Origin of the sequence: Aliivibrio fischeri ATCC 7744 = JCM 18803 = DSM 507 (assembly GCF_023983475.1) — a bacterium.
Classification (GTDB): Bacteria; Pseudomonadota; Gammaproteobacteria; order Enterobacterales; family Vibrionaceae; genus Aliivibrio; species Aliivibrio fischeri.
This window is the reverse complement of record NZ_CP092712.1, coordinates 1256896-1282597: the sequence shown is the minus strand read 5'-3', so window position 1 is coordinate 1282597 and position 25702 is coordinate 1256896. Positions and strand designations below refer to the sequence as shown.

The window sequence follows — 25702 nt, the reverse complement described above, 5'->3', positions numbered from 1 at the left end:
TTGGATCTTCGTTCATCTTTTTTCATTTCTGGATCTGGGTCAAAGTTTTTCTCGTCAAAATAACGACAATAGCGCCGTTCCTAAAATTCCTGTTCCAAAAAATTAAGAGTATGTTAATTATGCAAACAACAAATACTGCATCTATCGGTGCAAAAAAAGTTAAGTGGACTTATAAAGATTTCACTTGGTGTCTTTCTCTGTTCGGTACTGCTGTAGGTGCTGGTGTTCTTTTCCTTCCAATCAAAGCGGGTGCTGGTGGTTTTTGGCCTTTAGTTATTCTTGCTCTAATCGCTGCACCAATGACTTGGTTTGCTCACAAGAGTTTGGCTCGTTTCGTTCTTTCAGCTAAAAACCCAGATGCAGATATTACTGATACTGTAGAAGAGCATTTCGGTAAAACAGGCGCGAACCTAATCACTTTTGCCTACTTTTTCGCGATTTATCCGATTGTACTTATCTACGGTGTTGGTATTACAAACACAGTAGATTCTTTCATGGTTAACCAAATGGGTATGGAATCTATTCCTCGTTGGTTACTATCAGGTGTTCTTATCACTCTGATGACATGTGGTGTAGTATTTGGTAAAGAACTAATGCTGAAAGCAACTTCAGCAATGGTTTACCCTCTTGTATTCATCCTAATGGCTCTTTCTGTATACCTAATCCCTGGTTGGAACACATCTATGATGTCTGTTGACCCAGATTGGGGTTCAATGCCTTCTGTTGTTTGGTTAGCGATTCCTATCATCGTTTTCTCTTTCAACCACAGCCCAGTTATCAGCCAGTTCTCTAAAGAACAACGTCGTGTATACGGTGACGATGCAGTTGCAAAAACTGACATGATCACTGGTGGCGCGGCAATGATGCTAATGAGCTTCGTTATGTTCTTCGTTTTCTCTGTAGTTCTTTCTCTGTCTCCAGAGCAACTAGCACAAGCGCAAGCACAGAACATCTCTGTACTTTCTTACCTAGCTAACGTACACGAATCACCACTTATCTCTTACTTAGGTCCAATCGTTGCTTTCGCTGCGATTACTTCAAGCTACTTCGGTCACTTCCTTGGTGCTCATGAAGGTCTTGTTGGCCTAGCTAAATCTCGCTCAAAAGCACCTGTTGCTAAGCTAGAAAAAGCATCTCTAATCTTCATCGTTGTTACTACATGGATCGTTTCTATCATCAACCCAAGTATCTTAGGTATGATTGAAACTATGGGCGCGCCAATGATTGCCGCTATCCTATTCCTAATGCCTGTATTCGCAATGCGTAAAGTTCCAGCAATGGCTAAGTACAAAACTTCAGCACCTGTGCAAATCTTTACAGCATTATGTGGTGTTGCGGCGATTACTTCTGTAATCTACGGCGCTCTTTAATAACTAATTTGTAAACTAATACAAACTTAGTTAAACGAAGTTAATAATAATGATAATAAAGCCCCCTCTTTTGGGGGCTTATTCGAGGTAATTACATGATTAGTGTTTTTGATATCTACAAAATCGGAGTTGGTCCTTCTAGCTCCCACACCGTTGGTCCAATGAAAGCAGGTAAAGAGTTTATCGACGATTTACGTGGCATGGGCAAACTGCGTGATATCACTAAAATCACTGTTGATGTTTACGGTTCATTATCACTGACAGGGAAAGGTCACCATACTGATATCGCTATCATTATGGGTCTGGCAGGTAACACGCCAGAACACGTAGATATTGACTCTATTCCGGGCTTCATCGCTCGTGTTGAAGAAACAGAGCGCTTACCTGTTGGCATGCACTGCCACACGGTAGAATTTCCAAAAGAAGGTGGAATGAACTTCCATACTTCTAACCTTTCACTTCACGAAAATGGTATGCAAATCCATGCGTGGATTGATGGTGAAGTTGCTTATTCTAAAACTTACTACTCTATCGGTGGTGGTTTTATTGTTGATGAAGAAAACTTTGGTAAAGAAGTAGAATCATCAATCCAAGTTCCTTATTCATTCAACTACGCTTCTGAGCTTGTTGATTTATGTAAAGAGCACGGCTTATCTATCAGTACTCTAGTAATGAAAAACGAACACGCAATTCTTGCAGAAGATGAAGTTCGCACTTACTTTGCTAAGATCTGGAAAACCATGCGTGACTGTATGGAAAAAGGCATGAGCACAGAAGGTATCCTTCCTGGACCTCTACGTGTTCCTCGTCGTGCAGCAGCATTACGCCAACAACTATTGACTTCTGAAAAGACGTCTAAAGATCCAATGGAAGTCGTTGATTGGGTAAACATGTACGCGTTTGCTGTAAACGAAGAGAATGCTGCTGGTGGCCGAGTTGTTACCGCTCCAACAAATGGTGCATGTGGCATCATCCCTGCTGTTCTAGCGTACTACGATAAGTTTATCCAAACAGTAACTGAGAAAGATTACATCCGTTACTTTGCGGCTTCTGGCGCAATCGGTGGTCTTTACAAGCAGAATGCTTCAATCTCAGGCGCTGAAGTTGGTTGCCAGGGTGAAGTTGGTGTTGCTTGTTCTATGGCTGCTGCAGGTCTTGCTGAGCTTATGGGTGGTAGCCCTGAGCAAGTATGTATGGCTGCAGAGATTGCAATGGAACATAACTTAGGTTTAACGTGTGACCCTGTTGCTGGCCAAGTACAAGTTCCTTGTATTGAGCGTAACGGTATTGCTGCAGTTAAAGCTATCAACGCGACTCGTATGGCTTTACGTCGTGCATCAGCACCTCGTGTATCTCTTGATAAAGTTATCGAGACAATGCTTGAAACAGGCAAAGACATGAATGCTAAGTACCGTGAAACTTCTCAGGGTGGCCTAGCAATTAAAGTTATTTGCTAATTGAGCATGACATACTATTACTAAGGGACGATTTATCGTCCCTTTTTTTATGCTTTACAAAAAAATACTACAAAATTCAGCTATCTAAACTACAATTATTTTAAATATTTTTATTTTTTACAAAAACTTTACGCTTTCTCACTACTGTACTATTAACAATAAGCTCAATTAATGTAATATTGTCATTAATGCATCAACACACAACATAATGAATATGAATAAGAAAAAGCACACTCTATCTCCTAGAGCGCAAAAGTTAAGAGCTGAATGGAAAGGTATGAAAAGTGATTATCGCTTTATTTCCCATTCATTCAATTGCGTAAAAATACACATCCATACACCTGATGATGGTATGTATAACCGCTCCGTTGGCTGCTTAAAAGAGGGCCGCGAAAAAGCATTAAAAGAAGCAGTGAAACAACGAAACAAAGTGGGTAAAGAACTATGGGGTAACTGCTGGAACGCAGTATTAAATACGCCTAGTTTGTTTGAACGTCTTCCTCATACTCTTGAGCCTGACATTATCACTAAAAAACGTACCCTACTCTCTGGTGAAGTAAGAACCACTGATTACTATATTGTTCGTTGGAAAGAATTAGTTGATGGTGAATATAAACCGAAAAGTCGTCTATTCTCTCATGGTAACGGCAACGATAAATTAAGTGCTTATACTAAAGCGAAAAAAGTAATGCTTGAAGTAAACAAAGAGTTCATCCCTATATTAAAGAAAATGGGACGCTTTAATATTATTAAAGTAGATTAATTACAAAAAATGGCGGGAATAATTCCCGCCATTATTAATATCAAAACCATAAGTCATTTACATATCTTTAGTGTGTGAATGATAGCCACGTAAGTAATCATACTTAAAATCTTTATTTATGCTGTCACATACACCAGTATAAACCTCACCCTTCATGCCCAATTCATAAGCATCTTGCTGACAATACTTCATCTGTCCATTAGCGTAGCCCGCGGTATAAGCCTGATAATTAGATACTTTTATTTGCTGTCCGTCTGAAGCACTATTTAATTGCTCCTGTGTCTCTAGGTTCCACCCTTTAGAACCTCTCTCAAAACCATACTGGTTCCAGTCACTATCTTGCGTTGAGCTAATTGGTGCCGTTGTAGAGCAAGCAAACAACAAAGAACTAAGTAATACGGTTATAAATGCTTTCATGTAATGTCTCCTTACTTCGAATGATTATTTTCACATCCCATTCGCAGTTGAAAATCGACCACTGTTGTAGTCTTCTCGGAAAGTCCAATCAATGAGGTCGCATATTCCGTTATATGGACCACCAGTTACACCAAGTATATACGCATTTTGCGAACAATACTCATTCTGACCTTTTTTGTAACCGGCTAAGTAGGCTTGATAATTGCTCGATTTTAAATTTTGATCGTCTAGTAATTTATCTAATCGTGATTCAGATTGTGCGATTTGTCCTTTCATGGCTCTTTCGTAACCAAAGGTTGACCAGTCACTATCGAGCATTGAAGTAGGAGGAGGAGTTGCGCATGCCGCTAAAAATAAAGCAGAAAATGCAATAATTAAGTATTTCATAATGCTGACCTTCTACAGTAAATATTCTTTAACTATTACGTTAACTGTATCAGGTCAGATCATAATATCTATTAAATTTGACTAATTAATAGCAATAAACCAAATAAAAGAGTTAAACCAAGAGCTAATTTACCACCTTCAGCTGTATAAATATGAAGGTTTTGATGCACTTCCTCTGTCTCTTTTTTTCTTAACGTTACAACCATTGCTAATGGAATAAAAATAGCTAAGAAAACCAAGATAACACCAGCATAACCAAGTACAGATAAGAACTGATCCGCAGCTAAACCAGCGCCTAACAGAGGTAGGACAAACGTACATACATATGTCACGATCTTATTATGCGAAATCATATCTTTATTTTGATTATATAAAGCCATCGCCACACCAAGGAAAGAAGTCAATAATGCTAACGATGTGAAAATCGACAGAATAATTTCAATGTATTCATTTTTCGCACTGAATGTTTGAATCAAATCAGAGATATTAGAAAAATGCGTAATTTCATTTGCCGTTAAGTTACCAACAACCGCATATAGCCATACTAAATAACAGATCAATGGAATGATCGACCCTAGAATAACCATATTTCGCAATTGTTGTTTTGTCGCTTCTTTATTATAAGCAACTAACGAAGGAATTACTGGCATAGAGGCAAAGCTAGTAAACAAAATCGTACTGGTATCAAATAGCATACCTTTATCGTGGTTTGTTACTTGTGATAGATTTTCCGCTGTCATACCTGGAATTAGAATGATTAAAGTCAATACCAACATTGAAATCATGAAGAAAAACAACAGTCGATTTAACTTATCAATAATTTGTGTTCCACAAACAACAAAAGCACTCGCAAACAAGGTGAATGCAACCTGAGCAAATTCAATGCTCATTTCTACATTCATCATAGAAAATATACGTTTAATTAAATCTGCTGCCCCTAAAATATAAGCAATTAACATGCAAAATAATAAAAGGTAAAACAGAGCATTAGTAACAAGCTGACCACCTTTACCAATGGTCTTATTTGCTACAGTATTAATCCCAAATGCTAATTCTGTTTTTGAACATGCTTCTGTTAATAGCAAAGCTGCGTACGTTGTTCCTGCACAAATAACTAGCATTAGTAGAGTGCTATAAAACAATCCAAACTGTGCCAATACCATAGGGATAGCTAACATCCCTGCACCTAATGCTGTACCAGATAAAATTAACGCACTACCAAATAATTTAAAATTCATTGTATATCATTCTTTTTGAAACAAATTTATATCAACACTGTAATTAGACTGTCGATATGATGTGCTCTTATTCATAGTATGTACAACACCATAAATAAGAGCTTATAACGTTAGATCACTTGTGAAATCAGAAGAAAACCACCAAAAGCAAAAGAGAAAATAAGCATCGCTACCCCACCCTCAGCAATGTATGTTTTCTCAGCATTCTCTGATTTTCTTAGTTTTACCACCATTGCAAGAGGTACAAAGACCGCTAAGAAAACTAAGATGATCCCTGCGTAACTTAAAACAGATAAGAACTGATCAGCCGCATAAATAGCGCCAGTCAGTGGCAGAATAAAACTAATAACATAAGTCACTACTTTGTTCTGTTTAAACATATCTTGGTTTTGAGTGAAAAGTGCCATTGCTACACCTAAGAACGAGGTTAATAAAGCAAGACCTGTAAAACCAGATAACACAACACTAATAAATGCATGTTCTGCACTAAATACAGAGATTAACTCAGAGACGTTTGTAAAATGAATCAGTTGTTCAGCGGTTAAATTACCAACCACGGCGTAAAGCCATACTAGGTAACAAACTAACGGGATTAATGAACCCAGAATAACCATATTTCTTAGCTGTTTTGGTGTTGCTTCATGGTTGTAAGACACTAATGATGGGATAACTACCATAAAACCAAAACTGGTAAAAATAATTGCACTGGTTTTAACTAAATCGGTCGTACTTGAATTCGTCACCTGTGTCATATTCTCAAACGATATGTCAGGAATTAAAAATACAAGAGTTAAAACAAGCATCAGCAACATAATGCCAAACAACACACGGTTAAGTTTATCGATAACCGCAGTTCCCGAAGCAACAATAATGCCTGCCACCAATGTAAATGCAATCTGGCTTTGGATGAGTGACAGCTCAAAACCAACACCACGCAGTAGTTTATTTAATAGATCACCTGCACCTAGGATGTAAGCCATTAGTAAGCAGATTAAAAGCGCATAAAGCAGACCATTAGTAATAATTTGTCCACTTTTACCTAAACTTTTACGAGCGATAGTGTTCATACCTAAACCACCACCAACATTAATACTCGCTTCTAGAAGTAATAAAGCAGCATATGTTGTTCCAAGACAGATAAACAACATTAAAGCCGTGCCCCAAAGTAGGCCAAATTGAGCCAACACCATTGGGATTGCCAGCATACCAGCGCCTAGCGCAGTACCTGAAATAATAAGTGAGCTTCCGATTAATTTTAAATTCACAATGTTTCCCTTACTTTTATTCGAGTTTGAGCTTTAGTTTTATTTTTTGTCAAATTCAACGCGCAAGAAATTACCCACAAAGATAACGCGGTTGAAATTAGAGCTGATTAATTACGAATAAAAACGGAGAAATCGAAAATACGAGAAGAAGTGAAACGCGAGAAACTGAGACGAGAAGAAACGCAGAGAAAGAACAACTGATGATTTGAAACCAGTGTGATGGGGTGAACCTTCTGTAGGCTCTAACAATGGGCCTGATGTTAGTTGGAAAATCATGTGTACATCCTAATTAGTCACATTCCATTTATAATAATAGGTCGTAAATCCTTTACTGACCGAACTACCAAACTAGTAGTCCGATCCATTCTATATAATGAACTTGGCAATGCAACCCTTAAATAAACTTGTTTCCCCTATCCTTTAACATCTATTAAATTATTTATCCATTTCTTACTTTTTAAACGGTAGATAGAAGCAAACCACTTAAACAACGTCTCTAAAAAGAAAAGACTATAGACAACTTCAGCCGAATACCCAAAATACACGGCACCTAAAGCAGCGATAGGAATACCAAAAAACCACTGAGTTAATACGTCTTGATATAGGCAAAATTTAACATCCCCACCCGCTCTTAAAATACCAACCACTAGTGTCGTTGGAATTGAGCGTAAAACAATACCAATACAAAGAATCGACACAAAAGTATCAGCAAGTTCTCGAGTTTCAGGTGTTAACGCAGTAAATAAATCTAATATCCAAGTTTTAGATAAAAACAAACAAAAAGAAACAGCTATCGTAACCACAAAGCCGATGATCATCATCAACATCGCTTGATAATATACTTTGTCGTACTCTTTAGCTCCGATATGGTTACCTACTAACACACCAGATGCGTTCGCTATCCCCATTAAAAAGCTAAGAGAAACCGCCTCTATTGGCGTAACAACTGCAAAGGCAGCTAAACCTTCCGTTCCTGTTTGTCCCATAATCGCGGTATACGCAAATAACCCACCTGCCCATAATAAAAAATTGGTAGTAGTTGGTAATGCTAAGCGAATAAAAGAACGAAATTTATCTACCTGAAGGCTTTGGATAATCTCTTTTAAACCAAATTTTAAAAGATGACTCTTCATGAGTAAATAAAGATAAAGCAAACCAACTTCAATGATAGAACTCACCACAGTAGCAATGGCCGCACCTTTTATACCTAAAGCAGGAAAGCCTAAATACCCAAAAATTAAAACCCAATTCAGTAGTATATTCAGAACAATGCCTATACCACTGAAAAAAGTACTAATTCCCGGTTGCTGTATCGAACGGAAACCAGCACCAAGGCTCGCAGTAAAAGCAACCGCAAGCATGCTCCAACTGGTTATTTGAATATATTCCACGCCAAGAGCAATAACACTAGGGTCTTTAGATGCCAACTGCATAACAAAACTGGCAAAGAACTGTAAAAGAAAAACAATAACCAATGCTGAACACGTGGAAGTAAGCCAAGTTAATGCTGTCGTTTCTCGCAGGCCTTTATTATCCTTTGCTCCCCAATGCTGAGCTGCCAATAAAGCGCCTGTTGTTGTTATTCCTGTCAGTATTATCGTTGTAAAGAAGATGGCACGACTACCAACGCCAACAGCAGCAATGTCAGCTTCTGAAAGTTGACCAAGCATGAAGACATCAATAAGGCTTTTACTGGAAAATAAAATACTTTGCAGAGTGATGGGGAAAGCAATAACAAACAATCGATAAAAAAACTCACGATTTGCATGTTGTCGAACATTATAAAATAACGATTTGTTTACTGCATTCACTCTCATCACCACTAAATTTCAGACATGAATTAAGTGTACAGAAAATGAGATAAATACTCATAAATAGGTATAAAAAAGGTTAACCTAACTACAAGAATATAAAAATTTGCCAACCTATAACTTTTGCAAATATTTTATGACTTTGCCATGACAATTAATATGAACAGAAAAAAGCCTCAAATCTATACATAAAATTTGAGGCTAGAGCAAAACATCGTTATTAATACCAATAATAATGAACAAATAATTAATGGCATTGATACTCTCTTTTATTTCAAATATTGAACGTGAGCTTCCATCTCTTCGCCAATCTCTTTACGCATATTCATTAACTTAATAGCAGAATCCCTTAATTTAATATCTTCTTCAGTCTCTGGTATCCATTCTGGCACCGATGTCGGTTTACCATTGCCATCTACCGCCACCATGATAACGATACAATGCGTGGTTAAACGGTTATTCTGCTCTTTGGGATCGCTTGCTTGCACATCAATTGCAATATGCATAGACGATGTTCCGGTATAAATGACCTTACCCGTCACTTCCACAAGGTTGCCAACAAAGATAGGCTCAACAAAACGAATACCGCCAGCGTATGCTGTAATGCAGTATTTCCCACTCCAACCAGCCGCTGATGCGTAAGCCGCTAAATCGATCCATTTCATTACTGCCCCGCCATGAACTTTACCACCGAAGTTCACATCGCCCGGTTCAGCTAAAAAGCGTAACGTTACTTCACGTTTTGTTTTTCCCATTTCAAATTCCTTTTACTGCTCTATTTGCAAAATTAACTGACTTTTTTATATTGTTTTTCTAGTTCACTCACGCCTAGTCCACTGCGTTTGGTAACTTTTATTTGAACTGGAATACGTTCTTTCATCGCTTCAATGTGACTTATCACACCGATCATTTTTCCTGATGCGTTTAAATTGTCCAAAGCATCAAGCGCCATATCTAGCGTTTCACTATCTAGCGTACCAAAACCTTCATCTAAGAACAGCGAATCAATGCTCGTTTTGTGACTAACCAGATCAGAAAGCGCTAATGCTAACGCCAAACTAACTAAGAAGCTTTCGCCACCCGATAAGGTTTTCGTATCACGTACCACATCACCCTGCCATGTATCTAACACTTGCAGCTCTAACCCATCGCTCGCTTTACGCTTAAGCTCATAACGACCGTGTAAACGAGTTAACTGCTTATTGGCTAAATAAACGAGGTTTTCTAACGTTAACCCTTGGGCAAACTTACGGAATTTATCCCCTTTTTGCGAACCAATTAATGAATGCAGATATTGAATATCATCGTATTCAGACTGATACGCTTCTATTGCTTCAAACAAAGTCTTTTGGTTGCTCTTACGTTCATCATTTGAGCGTAAGGCTTGAGCAATCTCACCTTCACGTTTCACCAAGCTTTCAGATAACGACTTCACTTGAGCCAATTCACTCTCAACTACTTCTTTTGGCATTAACTGCCACTCTGTCGCTTTTGGCACTTGATAATGCTGTTCTTTCGTGTGTTTTGCACTGTCTAATAACGCACTTGTTCGTTCAATCGCTTGTTGTGTTTCTGTTTTCAGATCAAGTAACTGTTGACGCTCCTCTTCTGAAATCAAGGCGGCTTGGAACAACTCTAGTGTGTCAAATGGACTCTGCAATAATGCGTCTTTCCATACACCACTTCGCTCTGCTGTTAACTTGTCATTATTAGCATGACTTTGTTTTAAGCTTGTTACCTTACCTTCTATAACCGCGAGTTCTTGTACTAGAATTTGCAGCTTTTGTTGCTCAACCTGATAGCGTTGCTCCGAATCACCCAATTTCTCAGCCATTTCAGAACGTGCGACTTTGACTTCTTGCAGACCAAACAGCTCAACACGTTTTTCTTTTTGCTGTTCTAGATCTGAAGTCAGTAATACGTTCTCCGCTTGAGTTGTTTGTAATTGGTTAGTTAACTCACTCAATTGATCTGATAAATGGCCATGCTCACTCTGCAGCTTTTGTTGCTGCTGAGTAAACCTTTGTTGCTCCGAAATCTGTTGCTGAATACGTTGTAAATCTTGCTCTTTTTGCGTAAACCACGATTCTATTTCCGCCAATTTAGGGGCGTTAAATCCGGTTTGCTCAATTTCAGCAACCAATTGCTGTTTCAACTCAGCATCATGCTGTTGCAGTTGCTCTAATTTAACCGAATCATCAAGCTGTAGCTGTGCCGCTGATTGATGTGATTTACGATCGTACTCTAATCCAGTCATTACAGTATCAAAGCGGTGTTGAGCTTGTTGTAATTGACTTTGCTGCGCTCGATACTTGTCATCCGCTTGGCGTACTTGTTTAACTTGTACATTAAGTATCGTTAACAAAGCCTCGCATTCAGCAATAGATTGATTAATCGAATCTGTGTCGCCCAAACTTAATGTTAATTGAGTGACCTCTAACAAGGCAGACCACTGCTGCTGAGTAGATGTAACGACATTTTGATACTGCATGCACTGAGATTGGCAATGTTCTTGTTTTACTTTAAGTGAATCCAGTTGCTCACGTACCGATTTGCCCTGTTCAACTATCTCTGCACGCTTTTGTTCAGCCTCTTTTTTACGCTGCATTGTGGCATTAAGATCAAGAGATTGTGACTGTTCTAACAATGGATGATGTGTTGAGCCACACAGTGGACAATCCTGATCTTTTATTAATTCAGCACGATATTTTGCCAACTCGCCTTCTTGCTCAATTAATGTGGTTAAATCAATTACCTGTTGCTCTAACTGCTTAAACTGCGAACCGAGTTCAGTACGCTGCGCTTCCAGCGTCTGAATCTCTTCAGATTGCGTTTTCTGTGTAACCTCTAAGCTTTTCAGCTCTTTTGTTGCTCGCAAATACTCATTGTTTACATGAGTCAATTCAACACGATATTGATGACGATTGGTTAGTGCTGCGACTTGCTCTGCCAGTTGTGCTTCTGTGCCTTTTTTTTGTGATTGCTGTAATACAAGCTCTGCAACTTTTAACGCATCCACTTCAGTATTAACAACAACTTGAGCTTGCTGTAGTTCCGTCTCTTTTTTCGTCATATTCGCAAGTAAAGCGTCTAGTGTGGCCTTAGCTGATGTCACTTTGCTATTTAACGCACTCACTTCTTTATCTTGCTGTGAAATATAACTAACTTGATGCTTCCACTGACCTAAATAACGCTCAAGTTGCACATCGGATTGATGCTTTTCAACATAGCTTGCCAACTGAGCCAATGTTTCCGTCACATCAGATAACGTCACCGTTAAGTGTTGTTGTTTTTTGTGACTCTCTTCGTAGCGTGTCGTTAGGTGGGCAATATTCTGCTGTTTTTCCTGCGACTGCTGAGTTAATTGACTTATTCTAGTATCAAGCGGCTGCACTGAATCATTAATTAACGCCTCCAGTGTTTTACTTTCCACCTTAATGCCATCAAACTCTTGTTTTAGATACATAACATGAGACTCAAGCGTCAATTTATCACTTGCTTTTTGTTGATGAGACACCTCGGTTAAACTCAATTCTTTAACCACTTCATCAAAACGCTCTTGTGCTTCTTGCCACAGTTGATAAGGCGCACGCAGTTTTTCCGCGGGTTCACTTTGTGCTAAACGATGTAATTGTTCGCTCGCTTGTTTTTCTTTATCCAAGGCTAATTGATGATTTTCAATCGCTTGTTGGTATTGCTGTTGGTTTTTAACCTCTGCGTTCCACCACTCAACATGCGCTTGCCATTCGGTTAACTGCGCTTGTTGCTGTTCTTGGTTGGCTTGCAATTCAGTTTGTTCATCAATTAGCGCTTGTTTGTCCTCTTCAGAAAGCAGCTCAACCCCTTCAGCTTTTGCCTTAAGTTCTGCCAATTTCTGTTTTGATACGGTGTAATGCTCATGCACTTTTTCTGAGATCTGACCGTAGATCTCTGTACCGGTTAACTCTTCCAATAAACCAGCACGATCATTGGCATCCGCATTTAAAAACGCAGCAAATTGCCCTTGAGAAAGCATCATAGACTTTGTAAAACGAGAGAAATCTAAACCTGTAATGGTATTAATTAGCTCATCTTTCTTTTTAACTTGAGTTGCTAATACTTTTTCAGAGTCCACCTCTGCAAGCTCTACGGTAGCGGCTTGTAAATTGCCATCCACTTTGCCACGTGAGCGACGCTGACTCCAAAATGCACGATACGCTTTGCCTTTCACTTCAAATTCCACTTCCGCAGAACATTCCGCAGTCCCACGTGTCATGATTTCATTGCTTGATGTTGAAATACCACCAAGACGAGGGGTTTTATGATAAAGCGCTAAACAAATCGCATCTAAAATCGTCGTTTTACCCGCTCCTGTTGGGCCAGTAATCGCAAACAACCCGTTTTCCGCAAAAGGAGATGCTGAGAAATCAATTTTCCACTCACCTTTTAATGAGTTTAAATTTGAAAAACTTAGACTTAAAATTCTCATGCATCACCTTCTTGTGGATCCGTATCTTTATGTTCTACTTCTGACAGAATTTGCTTGAATTTCACTGTCATTCTTTCAGCTCGTTGCTGCTCTTTTTCTGTCTCAAACGTCTCTTGCTCTATACGTTTAGTAAACACATCAAAAGGCGTTAGTTCAGCTAAGGTTTCTGTTTTTTCTTGTGTTAACATTTGGTCACTACGGTTTCTTGCTCGACGCAATTGCAGCACCTCAACGTTAAGATCTTGAGTTAGCGCCTGAATGCGTTGTTGTAGATCGGAAAGGTAATCTTGTACTTCTACTTCAATACATAACCAAGTCGTTTCTTCACACTCTTGAAATTGAGCTAACTCTTTTTCGATGGTTTCCAAATCGCCCTTTAATGCCTTCATTTGTTGAAACATAGGCACATTAATTGGCGCAATTTGAATGACGCTTTGTTTATCAAACTCAACCATCACCACTTGTTTCTGAGATTTAAGCTCATCAAAACTTAATGGAATGGGTGAGCCTGAATAACGAATATGTTCAGATTTAGCCACCAATTGCGGGCGATGAATATGACCCAATGCAATATAATCCGCAGGCGGGAAACCATCTGCTGCAAACCCATCAAGCGTACCGATATAAATATCGCGAACAGAATCCGATTGTTTTACCCCTAACGCGGTTAAATGGCCTGTCGCAATAATAGGGACTTCTACATTTAACTCTTTTCGTAACTCTAGCGCTTTTTGATACAGCTGATGATAATGTTGTTTAATCGCTTCACCGAGTGCTTGTTGCTTTTCTACACCCGTTGAGCCTGCGATACTAGTGACAACGTCACGCGGGCGAATAAAAGGAACCGCACATAAAATAGCACCAACCGTCCCATCACTGTCTGGAAGCGTTAATAATTGGGTGGATAAATCATCACAGGTATTGGCAATCACTCGAGCGTTCAAATGAGCCAATAATTGTTTTGATTCATTTAGCGTTGAAACTGAATCATGATTTCCACCAAGCACAATCAACTCACAGTTTACTTTATTCATCTCCACCACAAATTGGTTATACATTTCACGTGCGTAACTTGGCGGTGCACCCGTATCAAACACATCTCCAGCAATAATGACCGCATTTATGGCATTTTCTTGTACTTGCTCAAGTAACCATGTAATGAATTGTTGATGTTCATTACGACGACTTTTTGTGAAGAAATTTTGACCTAAATGCCAATCTGAAGTATGTAAAATACGCATATATATCAACTTGTTCGCTAGATGAAGAATACTATGAGTCAGTTATACCATTTGAAAGACAAACTATGTACTTTTATAAGCTTTTAAAATCAAACTATTCACTGGCAAGAGTGAGCTAACCCCTTTACACTTAAGATATATCCACTTCAGTTCATCATAAAAAATAAAGAGCTTGTATTTTGTCATCACCTGAAAGCCTCATCTTTACTACCATTAACATGTTCAACTTTGTTGAGCCGCCTAATGCATTCTACGATTTTGAAAACATACTGACTCAAGATGAATGGTTGAAAAAACAAGGCTGGTTTAGAGATAAAATTACCGAATTAAACTCTGATGTAATTGGCTTTCAGGAAGTATTTAGTCCCAATGCACTAGAAGCACTAGTCAATGAGCTGGGGTACGCGTATTTTTGTACGGTAGATGAACCAAAATCTGAAGATGGCTATGTCTTTAACTCGCCTATTGTGGCTTTCGCTTCACGCTACCCTATTTTGAGAGCTCAACCCGTTATTGCAGAAAAAGAACAACTTGAGCGATTTGGCATTCAGTTTGAATTTAATCGTATTCCCGTTCATGCCAGTATCGAACTACCTCACTTGGGTATAACAGATTGCTATGTGGTGCATTTTAAATCTCAACGCCCAAAAGAGCCTGAAGTTAATAACGAGATAGATGAAGAGAATCTTTCCTCCCTCAATCAACTCCATGATGAACAATTAGGATCTTGGCTATCTACCGTTCAACGAGGGTTGGAAGCGAATATTCTACATAACCATATTATTCAGCAACGCAAAAAAACAAGCCAAGCTGTCGTCGTCATGGGCGATTTTAATAAGCCCTTGTTTCACGATGAGTTCAAAGGCTTACTCTCTCATGAGTTGCGATTTGATAAGTTTAGCTCTGACTATTTAGCTCTATTTCAATTAAAAGACAGTTGGGATATTTATAGCGAATTAAAAGGCACTGATTTATTAGAAAAGCGTGCTCACACCCATTATCACGGGGCGAAAGGATCTGTTTTAGATTACATACTGCTTTCTAATGAGTTTGATAGCTCATTTTCTGGCAATATTTTGGAAATCATTGACTATACGGTGACAGATAAACACATTGTGAATCCAAGATTCGATATTGACCAATTCAGTACCGATCATGCTCTGGTTTCTATTACCGCCCGTATACGTCAGTCATAAAAAAAGGCGCTTCAAACAAGCACCTTCATAAACACATTAATTCAAACTGAAATTACTCACCACGGTAAGTACAACCTGCTGTACAGGTTTCTTTAATTTCGATTTTGCTTAACAGTGGTAAGTTTGGTTTTACTTCATTCCAAATCCACTTAGCTAATACTTCACTTGTTGGGTTTTCTAACCCTTTAATGTCGTTCAGGTAGTAATGGTCAAGACGATCATACGTTGGTTTAAACGCTGCTTTAATTTCAGCAAAATCAACAACCCAACCGGTATGTGGATCAACTTCACCTTCAACATACAAACGAACTAAAAAAGAGTGACCATGAAGACGACCACATTTATGACCTTCTGGTACATGTGGTAAATGGTGTGCTGCTTCAAACATGAAGTCTTTATATAGTTCAGTTGTCATTAGTTAAAATCTCTATTACCTATATTATGAAGCAGGGATAGTACTCTACTTCCCTACTAAACGACAAGACTCGTGGCACTTAAGTATATACTACCTAGCCATATTGATGTTTTTTTCGACGAATTTAGGACGAAAATTGATTCTTATCCTGAATTTTTATCTTTATAGCGTAACAACACTTGATGCGAGCTATAAGAAAGGTAATATGTCACTCTTGAAATAAAAATATTCGTGCATGTGGCACAACAATGGAGAATGTATTTAACATGACTTACGCGCCTGTAACAGACGTATTAAGCGGTAAACTAGCGGTTGACAGTGAAGTAACTGTTCGCGGCTGGATCCGTTCACGTCGCGATTCTAAAGCTGGTATTTCTTTCCTAGCTGTTTATGACGGTTCTTGTTTCGACCCGATTCAGGCCGTGGTTCCTAATGACTTAAATAATTACAACGACGAAGTTCTTAAACTAACAACAGGTTGTTCTGTTGAAGTGACTGGTACTATCGTTGCTTCTCCTGCTAAAGGCCAAGATTTTGAGCTTGCTGCAACTGAAGTTAAAGTTGTAGGTTGGGTTGAAGACGCTGATACTTACCCAATGGCTAAGACTCGTCACTCAATTGAATATTTACGTGAAGTTGCACACCTTCGCCCACGTACTAACGTGATCGGTGCGGTTGCACGTGTTCGTAACTGTCTATCTCAAGCAATTCACCGTTTCTACCACGAGCAAGGCTACTTCTGGATGTCTGCTCCACTGATCACTGCATCTGATGCAGAAGGTGCTGGTGAAATGTTCCGTGTTTCTACGTTAGATCACGCGAACCTTCCTATGGATGACAAAGGCAATGTTGATTACGACAAAGATTTCTTTGGTAAAGAAACATTCCTAACCGTATCTGGTCAACTTAATGCGGAAACTTACGCTTGTGCATTAAGCAAAGTTTACACATTCGGTCCTACTTTCCGTGCTGAAAACTCACACACAAGCCGCCACCTAGCTGAATTCTGGATGGTTGAGCCTGAAGTTGCTTTTGCTACTCTTGATGACGTAGCTAAACTAGCTGAAGACATGCTTAAGTATGTATTCGAAGCGGTTCTTGCTGAGCGTCGTGATGACCTTGAGTTCTTTGCTTCTCGCATCGACAAACAAGCAATCACTCGTCTAGAGCAATTCGTAAGCTCTGATTTCGCACAAGTAGACTACACTGACGCTATCCAAATCCTTAAAGATTCTGGTCGTGACTTTGAGTTTGATGTTGAGTGGGGCATCGATATGTCTTCTGAACATGAGCGTTACCTTGCTGAAGAACACTTCAAAGCGCCAGTTATCGTTAAAAACTACCCGAAAGACATCAAAGCATTCTACATGCGTCAAAATGACGATGGTAAGACAGTTGCTGCGATGGATGTTCTTGCACCTGGTATTGGTGAGATCATTGGTGGTTCTCAACGTGAAGAGCGTTTAGACGTTCTTGATGCTCGTATGATTGAAATGGGCATCGACCCTGAGCACATGAGCTGGTACCGCGATTTACGTCGTTACGGCACAGTTCCTCATGCTGGCTTCGGTCTTGGCTTTGAGCGTCTAGTGTCTTACGTAACAGGTATGGGCAACGTTCGTGACGTTATCCCGTTCCCACGTACTCCACGTTCAGCTAACTTCTAATTCGTATTATCTCAATTGAGATAACCTAATTAGCAAGTAATGAATACAAAAATGGCGACCGCATTGGTCGCCATTTTTTCAATAAGTATTCGTTACCAAAAACGAACTCTACCCGTATCGATATGAACAAAATTACTACCTGGGTAATAGCCTACTCCACCCGCTTTTAATGATAATGCCGCTTTTCTTACTTCAGCCAACGGAACACCTTCTAAACGAAAATCCATTGCTTTGCCTAGCATGTGTAAGCTTTTCTTCGCAACACCACCGTGTGACTTACCACGTAACATTTCATTGGTAGCTGGTGAACGATAACCCGAAATAATTTGAACTTGTGTATCACAACCAATCACATTTTGAATCGCTGATAACTGATCAAATAAACGTTTATCCATTTCAATACTTTCATTACGTCGGAAATCTCGACATAAATGGTTTAATTTATGAAGTTCTGCACTTTGATATTGTCGTCCATTGAAATATTCCGTTTGTAACTCTTCACCAGTATGTAAATTGCTCAAAGCTAACTTACGAGGTGTCTCTGCAAATTGTGAAGCAAAAGAGAATGAAGGAAATAAACTTAAGCCAGCAGTAGCTGCGCCACCAAGAAGGATCTTACGACGTAATGGACTAAATTCAGACATGCAGTAAAGGACTCACTTATAAATAGATCAATCAATAACTGAGCGCAAGATACACACCAATTATCAATTGGTCAAATAATAAACAGCCGTTTTTATCTGTCTTATGAGTTCGATGTAGCTTACTTATTGAACAATAAATGATTTTTTATCACTATCCAATCTGTTAATTTTTATCTATTTCGACTTTTACTCCACTCATCATATTTGTATATATCATTTCTAAACTGCACTTGGTTATCTTCTCCAACCCATGATGTTTGATATATAGTGTAAACGGATATCTGCTGATCCAACGCAACTTTGCTTGTCTCTGGTAACTCATGATAATCCATATAATCTTGAGTCGAGAAATGAGATTCTTTCATTAGCAATTGGGCAAACTCCGAGGCCTTTTCAACCCGAATGCATCCTGAACTGTATGCTCTATGCTGCTTACTAAATAGTGAACGAGATGGCGTATCATGCAAATAAATGGCATTTCGGTTAGGCGTATTGAATTTATACCTTCCCAGAGCATTTGTGTTGCCCGATTTCTGCTTTAACTTGTAAGGAAAAGTCTCTGCACTCACCTGCTCCCAATCAATATCGTCAATAGAAATAACGTCTTTACTTAACCATGTAGGAATAATCTCGAAATTTTGTGATTGCAGAAAATCTTTATTGTCTAATGCTTTTGGTAAAATATCTTCTCTCATTATTTTTGTTGGTACTTTCCACTCAGGGTTAAACACAATCGCATTTAACCTAGTAGTAAAAATAGGTGTCCGCCTTTCAGGTTTACCAACAATAACTTTACTCGTAAAAACTAACTCCCCTTCCTGCCAATAAGCCATTTCATAAGATGGAATATTAACTAATACAAAATGCGAGTTTTTATTCTCCCATAAGCGCAGACGCTGAATATTTAATGCCATGATGCGTACACGCTCTTTCGCTGTCATATTCAGCCAATGTAAAGTTTTAGGACCGATAATCCCATCTTGTTTTAAACCATGTCTTTTCTGAAATTCTTTAATTATCAAAACCAAAGATGAATCATAATGACCATTACTTTGCCTTAATAACATCTCTGCTTCCTGATGATTAATTTCACCAGAAACTTGTAAACGATAAATAATGGTTTTCACGTCAGTGATTTGATTTGGTCTAATCAAGCGTTCTTTAATGAATACACTTTCGCTATCTTCATAAGGTTGATAGTAATTGAATAGACGCAGATATAGCTCCTCATATTGCTCAGAACTTGGTCTTAAAGCATGAGTAAAACTCACTAAATCACGATCATCAATGGCTTTTATTATTCCTTTTATCGTTTCTGGTTGTGGTTTAGGTAGTGACGCTTCTATTCGTCCACCAAAAAACCATTTTTTTCCTTCTGTTGAAACACTAGATTGATAAGTTCGAAGATAGATTAATGTATCAGTTGCTAAAACATCGTACTCAACACCATCCATATCTTGCAGCTGATAGTAACGAGCAGTAACAGAATCATTCAATTGAGCTAGTGCGAGAAGTGCGAGTTGATTTTCAAGGTATTTTCTTGCTAAGGGGGACTTCCACTTTAAAGTATCATCGCTATAAAGACGTTGGGTTATTTCAGGATAAAAAAGTTGTTCTTGATAATACTCTATGTAGGTATCAATCAAAGCGGCATGAATAGGCTTACACAAAGAGGAAAAAAGCACAAAAAGAATAATCAACAATCGTCCCATATCAGCACCTATTACATGATTGGTATATATTGATCTTAGACTTCATTACGCAAATAGCAAAAAAGCCAGTTGAAGAACAACTGGCTTTAAACAAACATTTTCTTATTAAAGATTATTGAACAACTTCACCGCTATCGATAACAGTTTTACGAACAATCTTTGTAAATTCAATCAGTTCTTTACGAATTTCATCTTCATTAACCGTTAATAGTTCACGATCTTTCATCAAAATTTCACCATCAACAATAGTATGACGAACATTACCCGAGTTAGCAGAATACACTAACGCTGAATATGGGTTGTAAACTGGTAACATATTTGGTGCTTTGGTATCTACCACAATGATATCCGCTAATTTCCCTACTTCTAGCGAGCCTATCTTATCTTCCATATGTAATGCTTTTGCTGCACCCATTGTCGCCATATCAATGACTTTTACCGGTGGCATTGCTGCACGATCTTTATTCACCAGTTTATGAACTTTCGCTACTTGGTTAAACTCATCAATAATGCTTAGTGTGTTACCTGACATTGGGCCATCTGTACCTAAACCAATACGCACGTTTTCATCGTACATTTTAAGTGCTGGTGATACCCCTTTCGCTGACTTGATGTTTGCACTCATATTATGAGCAACACCCATATCCGCTTCTTTTACTAACTCAATATCTTTGTCATCAATTAAGATCATATGAGCGCCAATCAGATTCTTATTAAGCGCGCCAATACTGTGCATATATTCGACTGGCGACATCCCATTAGAACGCTCAGCAATCACTTCCTCTTCACGATGAGATTCTGCTAAGTGAATCATAACAGGGACATCTAGATCTAATGATAACTTGGCAATTTTTTGCAGTGTTTCAGTAGTATTAGTATATGGAGCATGAGGAGCAAACGCTGGTGTAATACGAGGGTGATCTTTATATTGCTCGATAACATTTAGGGCGTATTGAATGCCTTCGTCGGCATTTGCTGCATCAGCAACAGGGAACTTAATAACGCTCTCACCTAAAATTGCACGCATACCAATCTTATCGACCGTTTTTGCAACTTCATCTTCAAAATAGTACATGTCAGCATAAGTGGTCACCCCACCTTTTACCATTTCGATATTACCTACGTTAGCACCGATACGAACCATGTCTCGCGATACTAATTTCTTTTCTAAAGGGAATATATAACGGTGCAAACGGTCAGGAACATCATCACCTAATGAACGGAAAACCGTCATTGAAGCGTGTGTATGAGTATTAATTAAGCCTGGCAGTACAATATCGCCATCCACATCTAATGTGGTCTTCGCTGAGTATTTTTTAGCAAGTTCTTCTGTACCTACCGCTAAAATTTTATTGCCTTTAATCACAACAACACCATTTTCATAAACGTCTTTTGCAGCGTTCATTGTCAGTACTGTTGCGTCAGTGATCATTAAGTCTGCTTGTTGTGCTGAAACAGCAGAAAAAGAAAATAATGAGCTTGCTGCAACGGCTGCAGCGACTAGCGATTTTCGTAAATACATGGGTCAACTCGTTATTAATAAAATTGACAGGAATGGTATACGTTATTGCTTTTATATCAAGATCATTGTGATTAATTGATATGGCACACATCACAGTTTCTTTTAAATATTGAATTCACTCGCAACAAGGCGTCACATTTACGTGACACACAACACATAAATGAGAGTTAATTTTACCATTCAAAAGTCCTTTTATAACGTAAAGCTATATCAAAACACTTCTTATAAGTAATTGGTTTTCTTATTTCTTATTGTTTGATTGCTCAATAAGCATACGGAAACAAGCTTCTCTCTCTAAAAAATCGGACGTTATTTTTTTCTTTTAAATATATTAACAATATGTAAACATCCTGTTGAATTCTCAGTCAATAGAGAAACGTTATAGAAACCACGCATTAGTGAACACAATATCCGGAGTAAAGGAAAATTATGAAAAAGTCACTTTCCAGTAAAATTTTTATAGGTTTATTCGCTGGCCTATTAATAGGTACTGCTATTCAATATATGTTTAATGGCATTGCTTTTTTTGATTCATTTATATTAGGAGCTGCCGAAGGCGTTGGTGGAATGTTTGTTTCCCTAATTAAACTTTTGGTTGTACCTCTTGTTTATGTTTCCATTGTTTGTGGCATCGTTGAATTAAAAGACATTGCTTCATTTGGTCGTCTTGGTGGTAAAACTTTTGCTCTTTACCTTATTAACACCATCATTGCGATTGCTGCTGCATTGACAGTAGGTATGATATTTGCGCCAGGCGCTGACGCAAATTTAGCAGGAACGATTGCTGCAGGTACGGTTGAGTTAAAAGCAACAGAAACACCTGATATCTTTTCTCTAATAACGAATATTGTACCAAGCAACCCTATTCAAGCATTTGCAAGTGGCGATATGCTACAAATCATCTTTATGGCAATCCTTACTGGTCTAGCTATTCAGGCACTTGACCACCGTGGCGGCCCTGCAATTAAAACCTTTAAAGTTGCAAATGAAATCATGATGAAGCTAATTAGCTTAGTGATGAGCCTTGCTCCTTACGGCGTATTCGCGCTTATGATTCAATTAGGAGCAACTTTAGATGCAAATACATTGATGTCAGTCGCAGGCTATGTAGCTCTTGTTATCGCTATGCTTGTATTCTGGATTTTTGTTTTCTATCCAATAATGGTAGGCCTAACAACAGGGATTTCGCCAAAAACATTTTTACGTGCCGTTCGCGAGCAGATTCTATTCTCCCTATCAACAGCAAGTTCAAATGCAACGATTCCTGTAACAATGCGTACATTGACTGAGAAATTAAACGTATCTAAATCCGTTGCTGGTTTTGGTGTGCCACTTGGTGCAACAATGAACATGTCAGGTGTATCTATTTATATCGCTCTTGCTGCCATCTTTGTTGCAAATGCGTTTGGACAACCTATTAATTCAGCCGACTTATTCACGCTAGGCTTTACTATCCTATTACTTTCTATTGGTGCTGGTGGTGTTCCTGGCGGTGGCGTTGTTATGGTTGGTGTTATCTTGCACCAATTAGGACTTCCACCAGAAGGATTAGCAATTGTTGCTGCCGTTGACCGTATTAACGATATGTTCTGTACTTCATCAAATGTGGTTGGTGATACCGCAGTAAATACCATTGTTGCAAAATCAGAAGGCGAAATCGCAGAAACAGAAGTTGAAGATGGGGCGACATTCGCTCAAACAATGAGAAATTAATTATAATTTAGTCACTTAAGTAACGATAATGGGAGAGCAATCACGGCTCTCCCTTTTTATTTATGAACAAAGCAATTATAATGAATCGCCTTTTTATTTAACATTTTATATTTATGAACCCTCATTTATTTACATTTATTCTGTTACTTTCTCTTATTCCTTTCAGAACAAGTGCAGAATCTCTATCACTTTACTCAATGAATACCGGTTCTTTCTTGTATCATTTAGTGCCATACGATCCTGATTCACACCAGTACTTTGGAAATCAGTATTTTTCTATCGAACGTAAATTTAGCGAAGAATCAGATTACAGTTTAATGGTTGGTACTTTTTTAAATAGCCAAGCTAACCGCTGTATGCTTATTGGTGTACGTAAAGATTGGTATCAAGTTAACGATAAAGTCGTGATCAAAGGGATTTATTCTTATGCCGGTGAGTTTTTCTTTGATGCATTCGATGATTGTGGCGATGGCGGTATTTATAAAACATCCAAAGAAAAATTTGGTGTTGGATTTGCCCCTTACATATATCACGCCGCTCAATATAATTTAACAGACTATTTTGGCGTTGAAGCCGGTTTTATCTTACCCGGAATTATCGTGATGAGTATGCAATGGAGCTTTTAACTCTACAAAAAAACCACTGATTATTCAGTGGTTTTTTTATTCATTCTCTATTAAATAAAGAGCTTATATAATTACTTAGCTTCTTCTGTTGATTCGCCACGTAAGTTTTGTTGTACAGCTTGTAAGAAGTTACGTAATACTTGATCTTTACACACACGGTAATGCTTATGATCTGGTTTACGGAAGAAAGCACTTAACTCATGCTTACTTAAACGGAAGTTAACTAATTTTAGAAGATCTAAAACCTCATCAGCTTTAAGGTTTAAAGCAATTTGTAGTTTCTTCAGAATAATGTTGTTTGTTAACTTTTCTTCAGGCTTTGGTTGCTCACCTTCACGCTTACCACGTTTATCGTTAATTAAACCATTTAAGAACGTTGCTAATTGTACATCTTGACAGCTTTTGTAATCTTTATCGTCATCAGCTTTCAACCAGTTACATACTTCTTCACGAGTTACTTTCAGATCAGCTGCTGCAAACAATGCAATCATTTTTGAATCGTTGAAATCGAATGTGTAGCGAATGCGTCGTAGAATGTCGTTATTAGTCAAGGTAGATCCTAAATGTATTAATTTAAATTAGGTGCAGACTATAACTTGTAATCATCTTTGGTAAAAGATTTATGTGATCTATACATATAAAAAAACCCGAGAAAACCTCGGGTTTTTATCTTCAAATTAAAGATTACATTTGACGAAGAGCGTCAATACGTTTCTCTAGAGGTGGGTGGCTCATCAACAATTCAGTTAACGATTTTTTACCATTAATACCAAATGCCATCATAGAACCTTCTAGCTGAGACTCCTGCCCCATACGTAAACGCTCAAGAGCTGCAATCATTTTTTGTTTGCCAACTAACTGAGCAGCACCTGCATCCGCATGGAATTCACGGTGACGGCTAAACCACATCGTTAAGAAGCTTGCTAAGAAGCCAAACGCTAACTCAAGTACAGTAGACACAATGAAGTACGTCATAAAGCTTCCGCCTTCACCTTCACCCTCTTCATCGCTTGATGTAAAGCCACTTACCGCATTAGCAATCATACGAGATAAGAAAATAACAAAGGTATTCACAACACCTTGCATTAACGTCATTGTGATCATATCACCATTCGCGATATGACTAACTTCATGTGCTAAAACCGCTTCAGCTTCATCACGAGTCATGCTGTGCAATAAACCTGTAGAAACAGCAACCAGTGAATCATCACGCTTTGCACCAGTAGCAAATGCGTTCATGTCAGGTGAATCGTAAATAGCAACCGTTGGCATACCAATACCAACTTGCTGAGCTTGACGAGAAACCGTTTCTAATAACCAATGCTCTGTTTCATTGCGAGGTTGTTCAATTACCTCACCACCTACAGAACGTAGTGCCATTGATTTCGACATCATTAATGAGATTAGTGAACCACCAAAACCAAACAATACTGCCATTACCAATAAGCCAGATAAACTACCTTGTTGGATCCCCGTAACTGCGTAAACGATATTCAGAACAATACTGAATACAATCATTACCGCTAAGTTTGTTGCTAAAAACAGCGCTATACGCTTCATTTCTTTACTCCAATTATTAATTCAACCTGCTCATTTTTTGTATATCGTCTTATTGAGCAGACCCCTGATTATCGTTTCTAGCACGATAAATCAGGCATAACGATAAGATAATGTCATTTTCTATAAATACAAGGGTTTGACGCACTTTGATACACTTTCTTTGTGCTTATTTACCTTTGCTCATGACTTTTTCCTTCGACAAATAAAAATCATGAATCAAGAGTCTTAGA

The 25702-nt window shown here is 38.4% G+C and carries 21 protein-coding genes; 7 read left to right on the top strand and 14 right to left on the bottom strand.

Annotated elements, in window-relative coordinates; translation table 11 throughout:
* Positions 1-119: 119 nt before the first annotated feature.
* The 3 genes from AVFI_RS06020 (at position 120) to AVFI_RS06010 (ending at position 3590) form a co-directional block, all read left to right on the top strand.
* Positions 120-1370: an aromatic amino acid transport family protein gene (locus AVFI_RS06020; protein WP_188863746.1), complete on the top strand. Its 1251-nt coding sequence runs from the start codon at positions 120-122 to the stop codon at positions 1368-1370.
* Positions 1371-1465: 95 nt separating this feature from the next.
* Entirely contained in the window at positions 1466-2827 is a 1362-nt protein-coding gene (locus tag AVFI_RS06015; protein ID WP_005419006.1) for an L-serine ammonia-lyase, read from the top strand.
* A 214-nt stretch (positions 2828-3041) separates the two neighbouring features.
* On the top strand, positions 3042-3590 hold the full coding sequence (locus AVFI_RS06010; protein ID WP_005419004.1) for a hypothetical protein: 549 nt from the start codon (positions 3042-3044) through the stop codon (positions 3588-3590).
* Between the two features lie 57 nt (positions 3591-3647).
* Here the strand turns inward: AVFI_RS06010 and AVFI_RS06005 are convergent, their stop codons facing one another.
* From AVFI_RS06005 to sbcD, 8 genes are all read right to left on the bottom strand, one after another.
* On the bottom strand, positions 3648-4007 hold the full coding sequence (locus AVFI_RS06005) for a DUF2799 domain-containing protein (RefSeq protein ID WP_054775915.1): 360 nt from the start codon (positions 4005-4007) through the stop codon (positions 3648-3650).
* 30 nt (positions 4008-4037) lie between these two features.
* The gene (locus tag AVFI_RS06000) at positions 4038-4394 is read right to left on the bottom strand and encodes a DUF2799 domain-containing protein (RefSeq protein WP_005419000.1); all 357 of its coding nucleotides are present in this window, start codon (positions 4392-4394) and stop codon (positions 4038-4040) included.
* 71 nt (positions 4395-4465) lie between these two features.
* Positions 4466-5632 (bottom strand): amino acid permease, encoded by a 1167-nt coding sequence (locus AVFI_RS05995; protein ID WP_054775914.1) that lies wholly within the window; start codon positions 5630-5632, stop codon positions 4466-4468.
* Between the two features lie 110 nt (positions 5633-5742).
* Positions 5743-6897, bottom strand: a complete 1155-nt coding sequence (locus AVFI_RS05990; RefSeq protein ID WP_054775913.1) for an amino acid permease — start codon at positions 6895-6897, stop codon at positions 5743-5745.
* 413 nt (positions 6898-7310) lie between these two features.
* Positions 7311-8714, bottom strand: a complete 1404-nt coding sequence (locus AVFI_RS05985; RefSeq protein ID WP_054775912.1) for an MATE family efflux transporter — start codon at positions 8712-8714, stop codon at positions 7311-7313.
* Between the two features lie 263 nt (positions 8715-8977).
* A complete protein-coding gene (locus tag AVFI_RS05980; protein ID WP_005418991.1) occupies positions 8978-9463 on the bottom strand; it encodes an acyl-CoA thioesterase in 486 nt (161 codons plus the stop codon).
* A 32-nt stretch (positions 9464-9495) separates the two neighbouring features.
* Positions 9496-13176, bottom strand: coding sequence for an SbcC/MukB-like Walker B domain-containing protein (locus tag AVFI_RS05975; RefSeq protein WP_188863745.1), 3681 nt, complete (start codon positions 13174-13176; stop codon positions 9496-9498).
* Complete coding sequence (sbcD, locus tag AVFI_RS05970; RefSeq protein WP_054775911.1) at positions 13173-14417, bottom strand: exonuclease subunit SbcD; 1245 nt, start codon at positions 14415-14417, stop codon at positions 13173-13175. The genes AVFI_RS05975 and sbcD overlap by 4 nt, the downstream gene beginning before the upstream one ends.
* A 179-nt stretch (positions 14418-14596) precedes the next feature.
* On the opposite strand from sbcD, the gene AVFI_RS05965 reads away from it, so the two are divergent.
* Positions 14597-15613, top strand: coding sequence for an endonuclease/exonuclease/phosphatase family protein (locus tag AVFI_RS05965; protein WP_054775910.1), 1017 nt, complete (start codon positions 14597-14599; stop codon positions 15611-15613).
* A 52-nt stretch (positions 15614-15665) separates the two neighbouring features.
* Here the strand turns inward: AVFI_RS05965 and queD are convergent, their stop codons facing one another.
* Positions 15666-16028 carry a 6-carboxytetrahydropterin synthase QueD gene (gene queD / locus AVFI_RS05960; protein ID WP_005418986.1) on the bottom strand — a complete coding sequence of 121 codons (363 nt, stop codon included), beginning with the start codon at positions 16026-16028 and terminating at the stop codon, positions 15666-15668.
* Positions 16029-16294: 266 nt separating this feature from the next.
* On the opposite strand from queD, the gene asnS reads away from it, so the two are divergent.
* Positions 16295-17695 (top strand): asparagine--tRNA ligase, encoded by a 1401-nt coding sequence (asnS, locus tag AVFI_RS05955; protein ID WP_054775909.1) that lies wholly within the window; start codon positions 16295-16297, stop codon positions 17693-17695.
* 92 nt (positions 17696-17787) lie between these two features.
* On the opposite strand, the gene AVFI_RS05950 is transcribed toward asnS, so the two are convergent.
* The 3 genes from AVFI_RS05950 to AVFI_RS05940 all read right to left on the bottom strand — a co-directional run bounded on the left by AVFI_RS05950 (position 17788) and on the right by AVFI_RS05940 (position 21573).
* Positions 17788-18339 carry a YcbK family protein gene (locus AVFI_RS05950; RefSeq protein ID WP_054775908.1) on the bottom strand — a complete coding sequence of 184 codons (552 nt, stop codon included), beginning with the start codon at positions 18337-18339 and terminating at the stop codon, positions 17788-17790.
* A gap of 170 nt (positions 18340-18509) precedes the next feature.
* Positions 18510-20051 carry a L,D-transpeptidase family protein gene (locus AVFI_RS05945; RefSeq protein WP_065623939.1) on the bottom strand — a complete coding sequence of 514 codons (1542 nt, stop codon included), beginning with the start codon at positions 20049-20051 and terminating at the stop codon, positions 18510-18512.
* Positions 20052-20163: 112 nt separating this feature from the next.
* Positions 20164-21573, bottom strand: coding sequence for an amidohydrolase (locus tag AVFI_RS05940; protein WP_188863744.1), 1410 nt, complete (start codon positions 21571-21573; stop codon positions 20164-20166).
* 429 nt (positions 21574-22002) lie between these two features.
* Here AVFI_RS05940 and AVFI_RS05935 point away from each other — a divergent pair, with 429 nt between their 5' ends.
* Positions 22003-23286 (top strand): dicarboxylate/amino acid:cation symporter, encoded by a 1284-nt coding sequence (locus AVFI_RS05935; protein ID WP_005418980.1) that lies wholly within the window; start codon positions 22003-22005, stop codon positions 23284-23286.
* 113 nt (positions 23287-23399) lie between these two features.
* Complete coding sequence (locus tag AVFI_RS05930) at positions 23400-23912, top strand: hypothetical protein (RefSeq protein ID WP_005418978.1); 513 nt, start codon at positions 23400-23402, stop codon at positions 23910-23912.
* 71 nt (positions 23913-23983) lie between these two features.
* On the opposite strand, the gene AVFI_RS05925 is transcribed toward AVFI_RS05930, so the two are convergent.
* Together AVFI_RS05925 and htpX are read right to left on the bottom strand one after the other, a co-directional pair.
* Positions 23984-24463, bottom strand: coding sequence for a YehS family protein (locus tag AVFI_RS05925; RefSeq protein ID WP_026029210.1), 480 nt, complete (start codon positions 24461-24463; stop codon positions 23984-23986).
* A gap of 133 nt (positions 24464-24596) precedes the next feature.
* Positions 24597-25472 (bottom strand): protease HtpX, encoded by an 876-nt coding sequence (htpX, locus tag AVFI_RS05920; protein WP_005418976.1) that lies wholly within the window; start codon positions 25470-25472, stop codon positions 24597-24599.
* Between the last annotated feature and the right edge of the window lie 230 nt (positions 25473-25702).

Excerpts from the sequence above, each read along its gene's own strand:
- AVFI_RS06020 (WP_188863746.1), top strand. The coding sequence starts at position 120 with ATGCAAACAACAAATACTGCATCTATCGGTGCAAAAAAAGTTAAGTGG.
- AVFI_RS05980 (WP_005418991.1), bottom strand. The coding sequence starts at position 9,463 with ATGGGAAAAACAAAACGTGAAGTAACGTTACGCTTTTTAGCTGAACCG.
- AVFI_RS06010 (WP_005419004.1), top strand. The coding sequence starts at position 3,042 with ATGAATAAGAAAAAGCACACTCTATCTCCTAGAGCGCAAAAGTTAAGA.
- sbcD (WP_054775911.1), bottom strand. The coding sequence starts at position 14,417 with ATGCGTATTTTACATACTTCAGATTGGCATTTAGGTCAAAATTTCTTC.
- AVFI_RS06015 (WP_005419006.1), top strand. The coding sequence starts at position 1,466 with ATGATTAGTGTTTTTGATATCTACAAAATCGGAGTTGGTCCTTCTAGC.
- htpX (WP_005418976.1), bottom strand. The coding sequence starts at position 25,472 with ATGAAGCGTATAGCGCTGTTTTTAGCAACAAACTTAGCGGTAATGATT.
- asnS (WP_054775909.1), top strand. The coding sequence starts at position 16,295 with ATGACTTACGCGCCTGTAACAGACGTATTAAGCGGTAAACTAGCGGTT.
- AVFI_RS05985 (WP_054775912.1), bottom strand. The coding sequence starts at position 8,714 with ATGAGAGTGAATGCAGTAAACAAATCGTTATTTTATAATGTTCGACAA.
- AVFI_RS05950 (WP_054775908.1), bottom strand. The coding sequence starts at position 18,339 with ATGTCTGAATTTAGTCCATTACGTCGTAAGATCCTTCTTGGTGGCGCA.
- AVFI_RS05940 (WP_188863744.1), bottom strand. The coding sequence starts at position 21,573 with ATGTATTTACGAAAATCGCTAGTCGCTGCAGCCGTTGCAGCAAGCTCA.
- AVFI_RS05945 (WP_065623939.1), bottom strand. The coding sequence starts at position 20,051 with ATGGGACGATTGTTGATTATTCTTTTTGTGCTTTTTTCCTCTTTGTGT.
- AVFI_RS06000 (WP_005419000.1), bottom strand. The coding sequence starts at position 4,394 with ATGAAATACTTAATTATTGCATTTTCTGCTTTATTTTTAGCGGCATGC.
- AVFI_RS05975 (WP_188863745.1), bottom strand. The coding sequence starts at position 13,176 with ATGAGAATTTTAAGTCTAAGTTTTTCAAATTTAAACTCATTAAAAGGT.
- AVFI_RS05930 (WP_005418978.1), top strand. The coding sequence starts at position 23,400 with ATGAACCCTCATTTATTTACATTTATTCTGTTACTTTCTCTTATTCCT.
- AVFI_RS05935 (WP_005418980.1), top strand. The coding sequence starts at position 22,003 with ATGAAAAAGTCACTTTCCAGTAAAATTTTTATAGGTTTATTCGCTGGC.
- AVFI_RS06005 (WP_054775915.1), bottom strand. The coding sequence starts at position 4,007 with ATGAAAGCATTTATAACCGTATTACTTAGTTCTTTGTTGTTTGCTTGC.
- AVFI_RS05995 (WP_054775914.1), bottom strand. The coding sequence starts at position 5,632 with ATGAATTTTAAATTATTTGGTAGTGCGTTAATTTTATCTGGTACAGCA.
- queD (WP_005418986.1), bottom strand. The coding sequence starts at position 16,028 with ATGACAACTGAACTATATAAAGACTTCATGTTTGAAGCAGCACACCAT.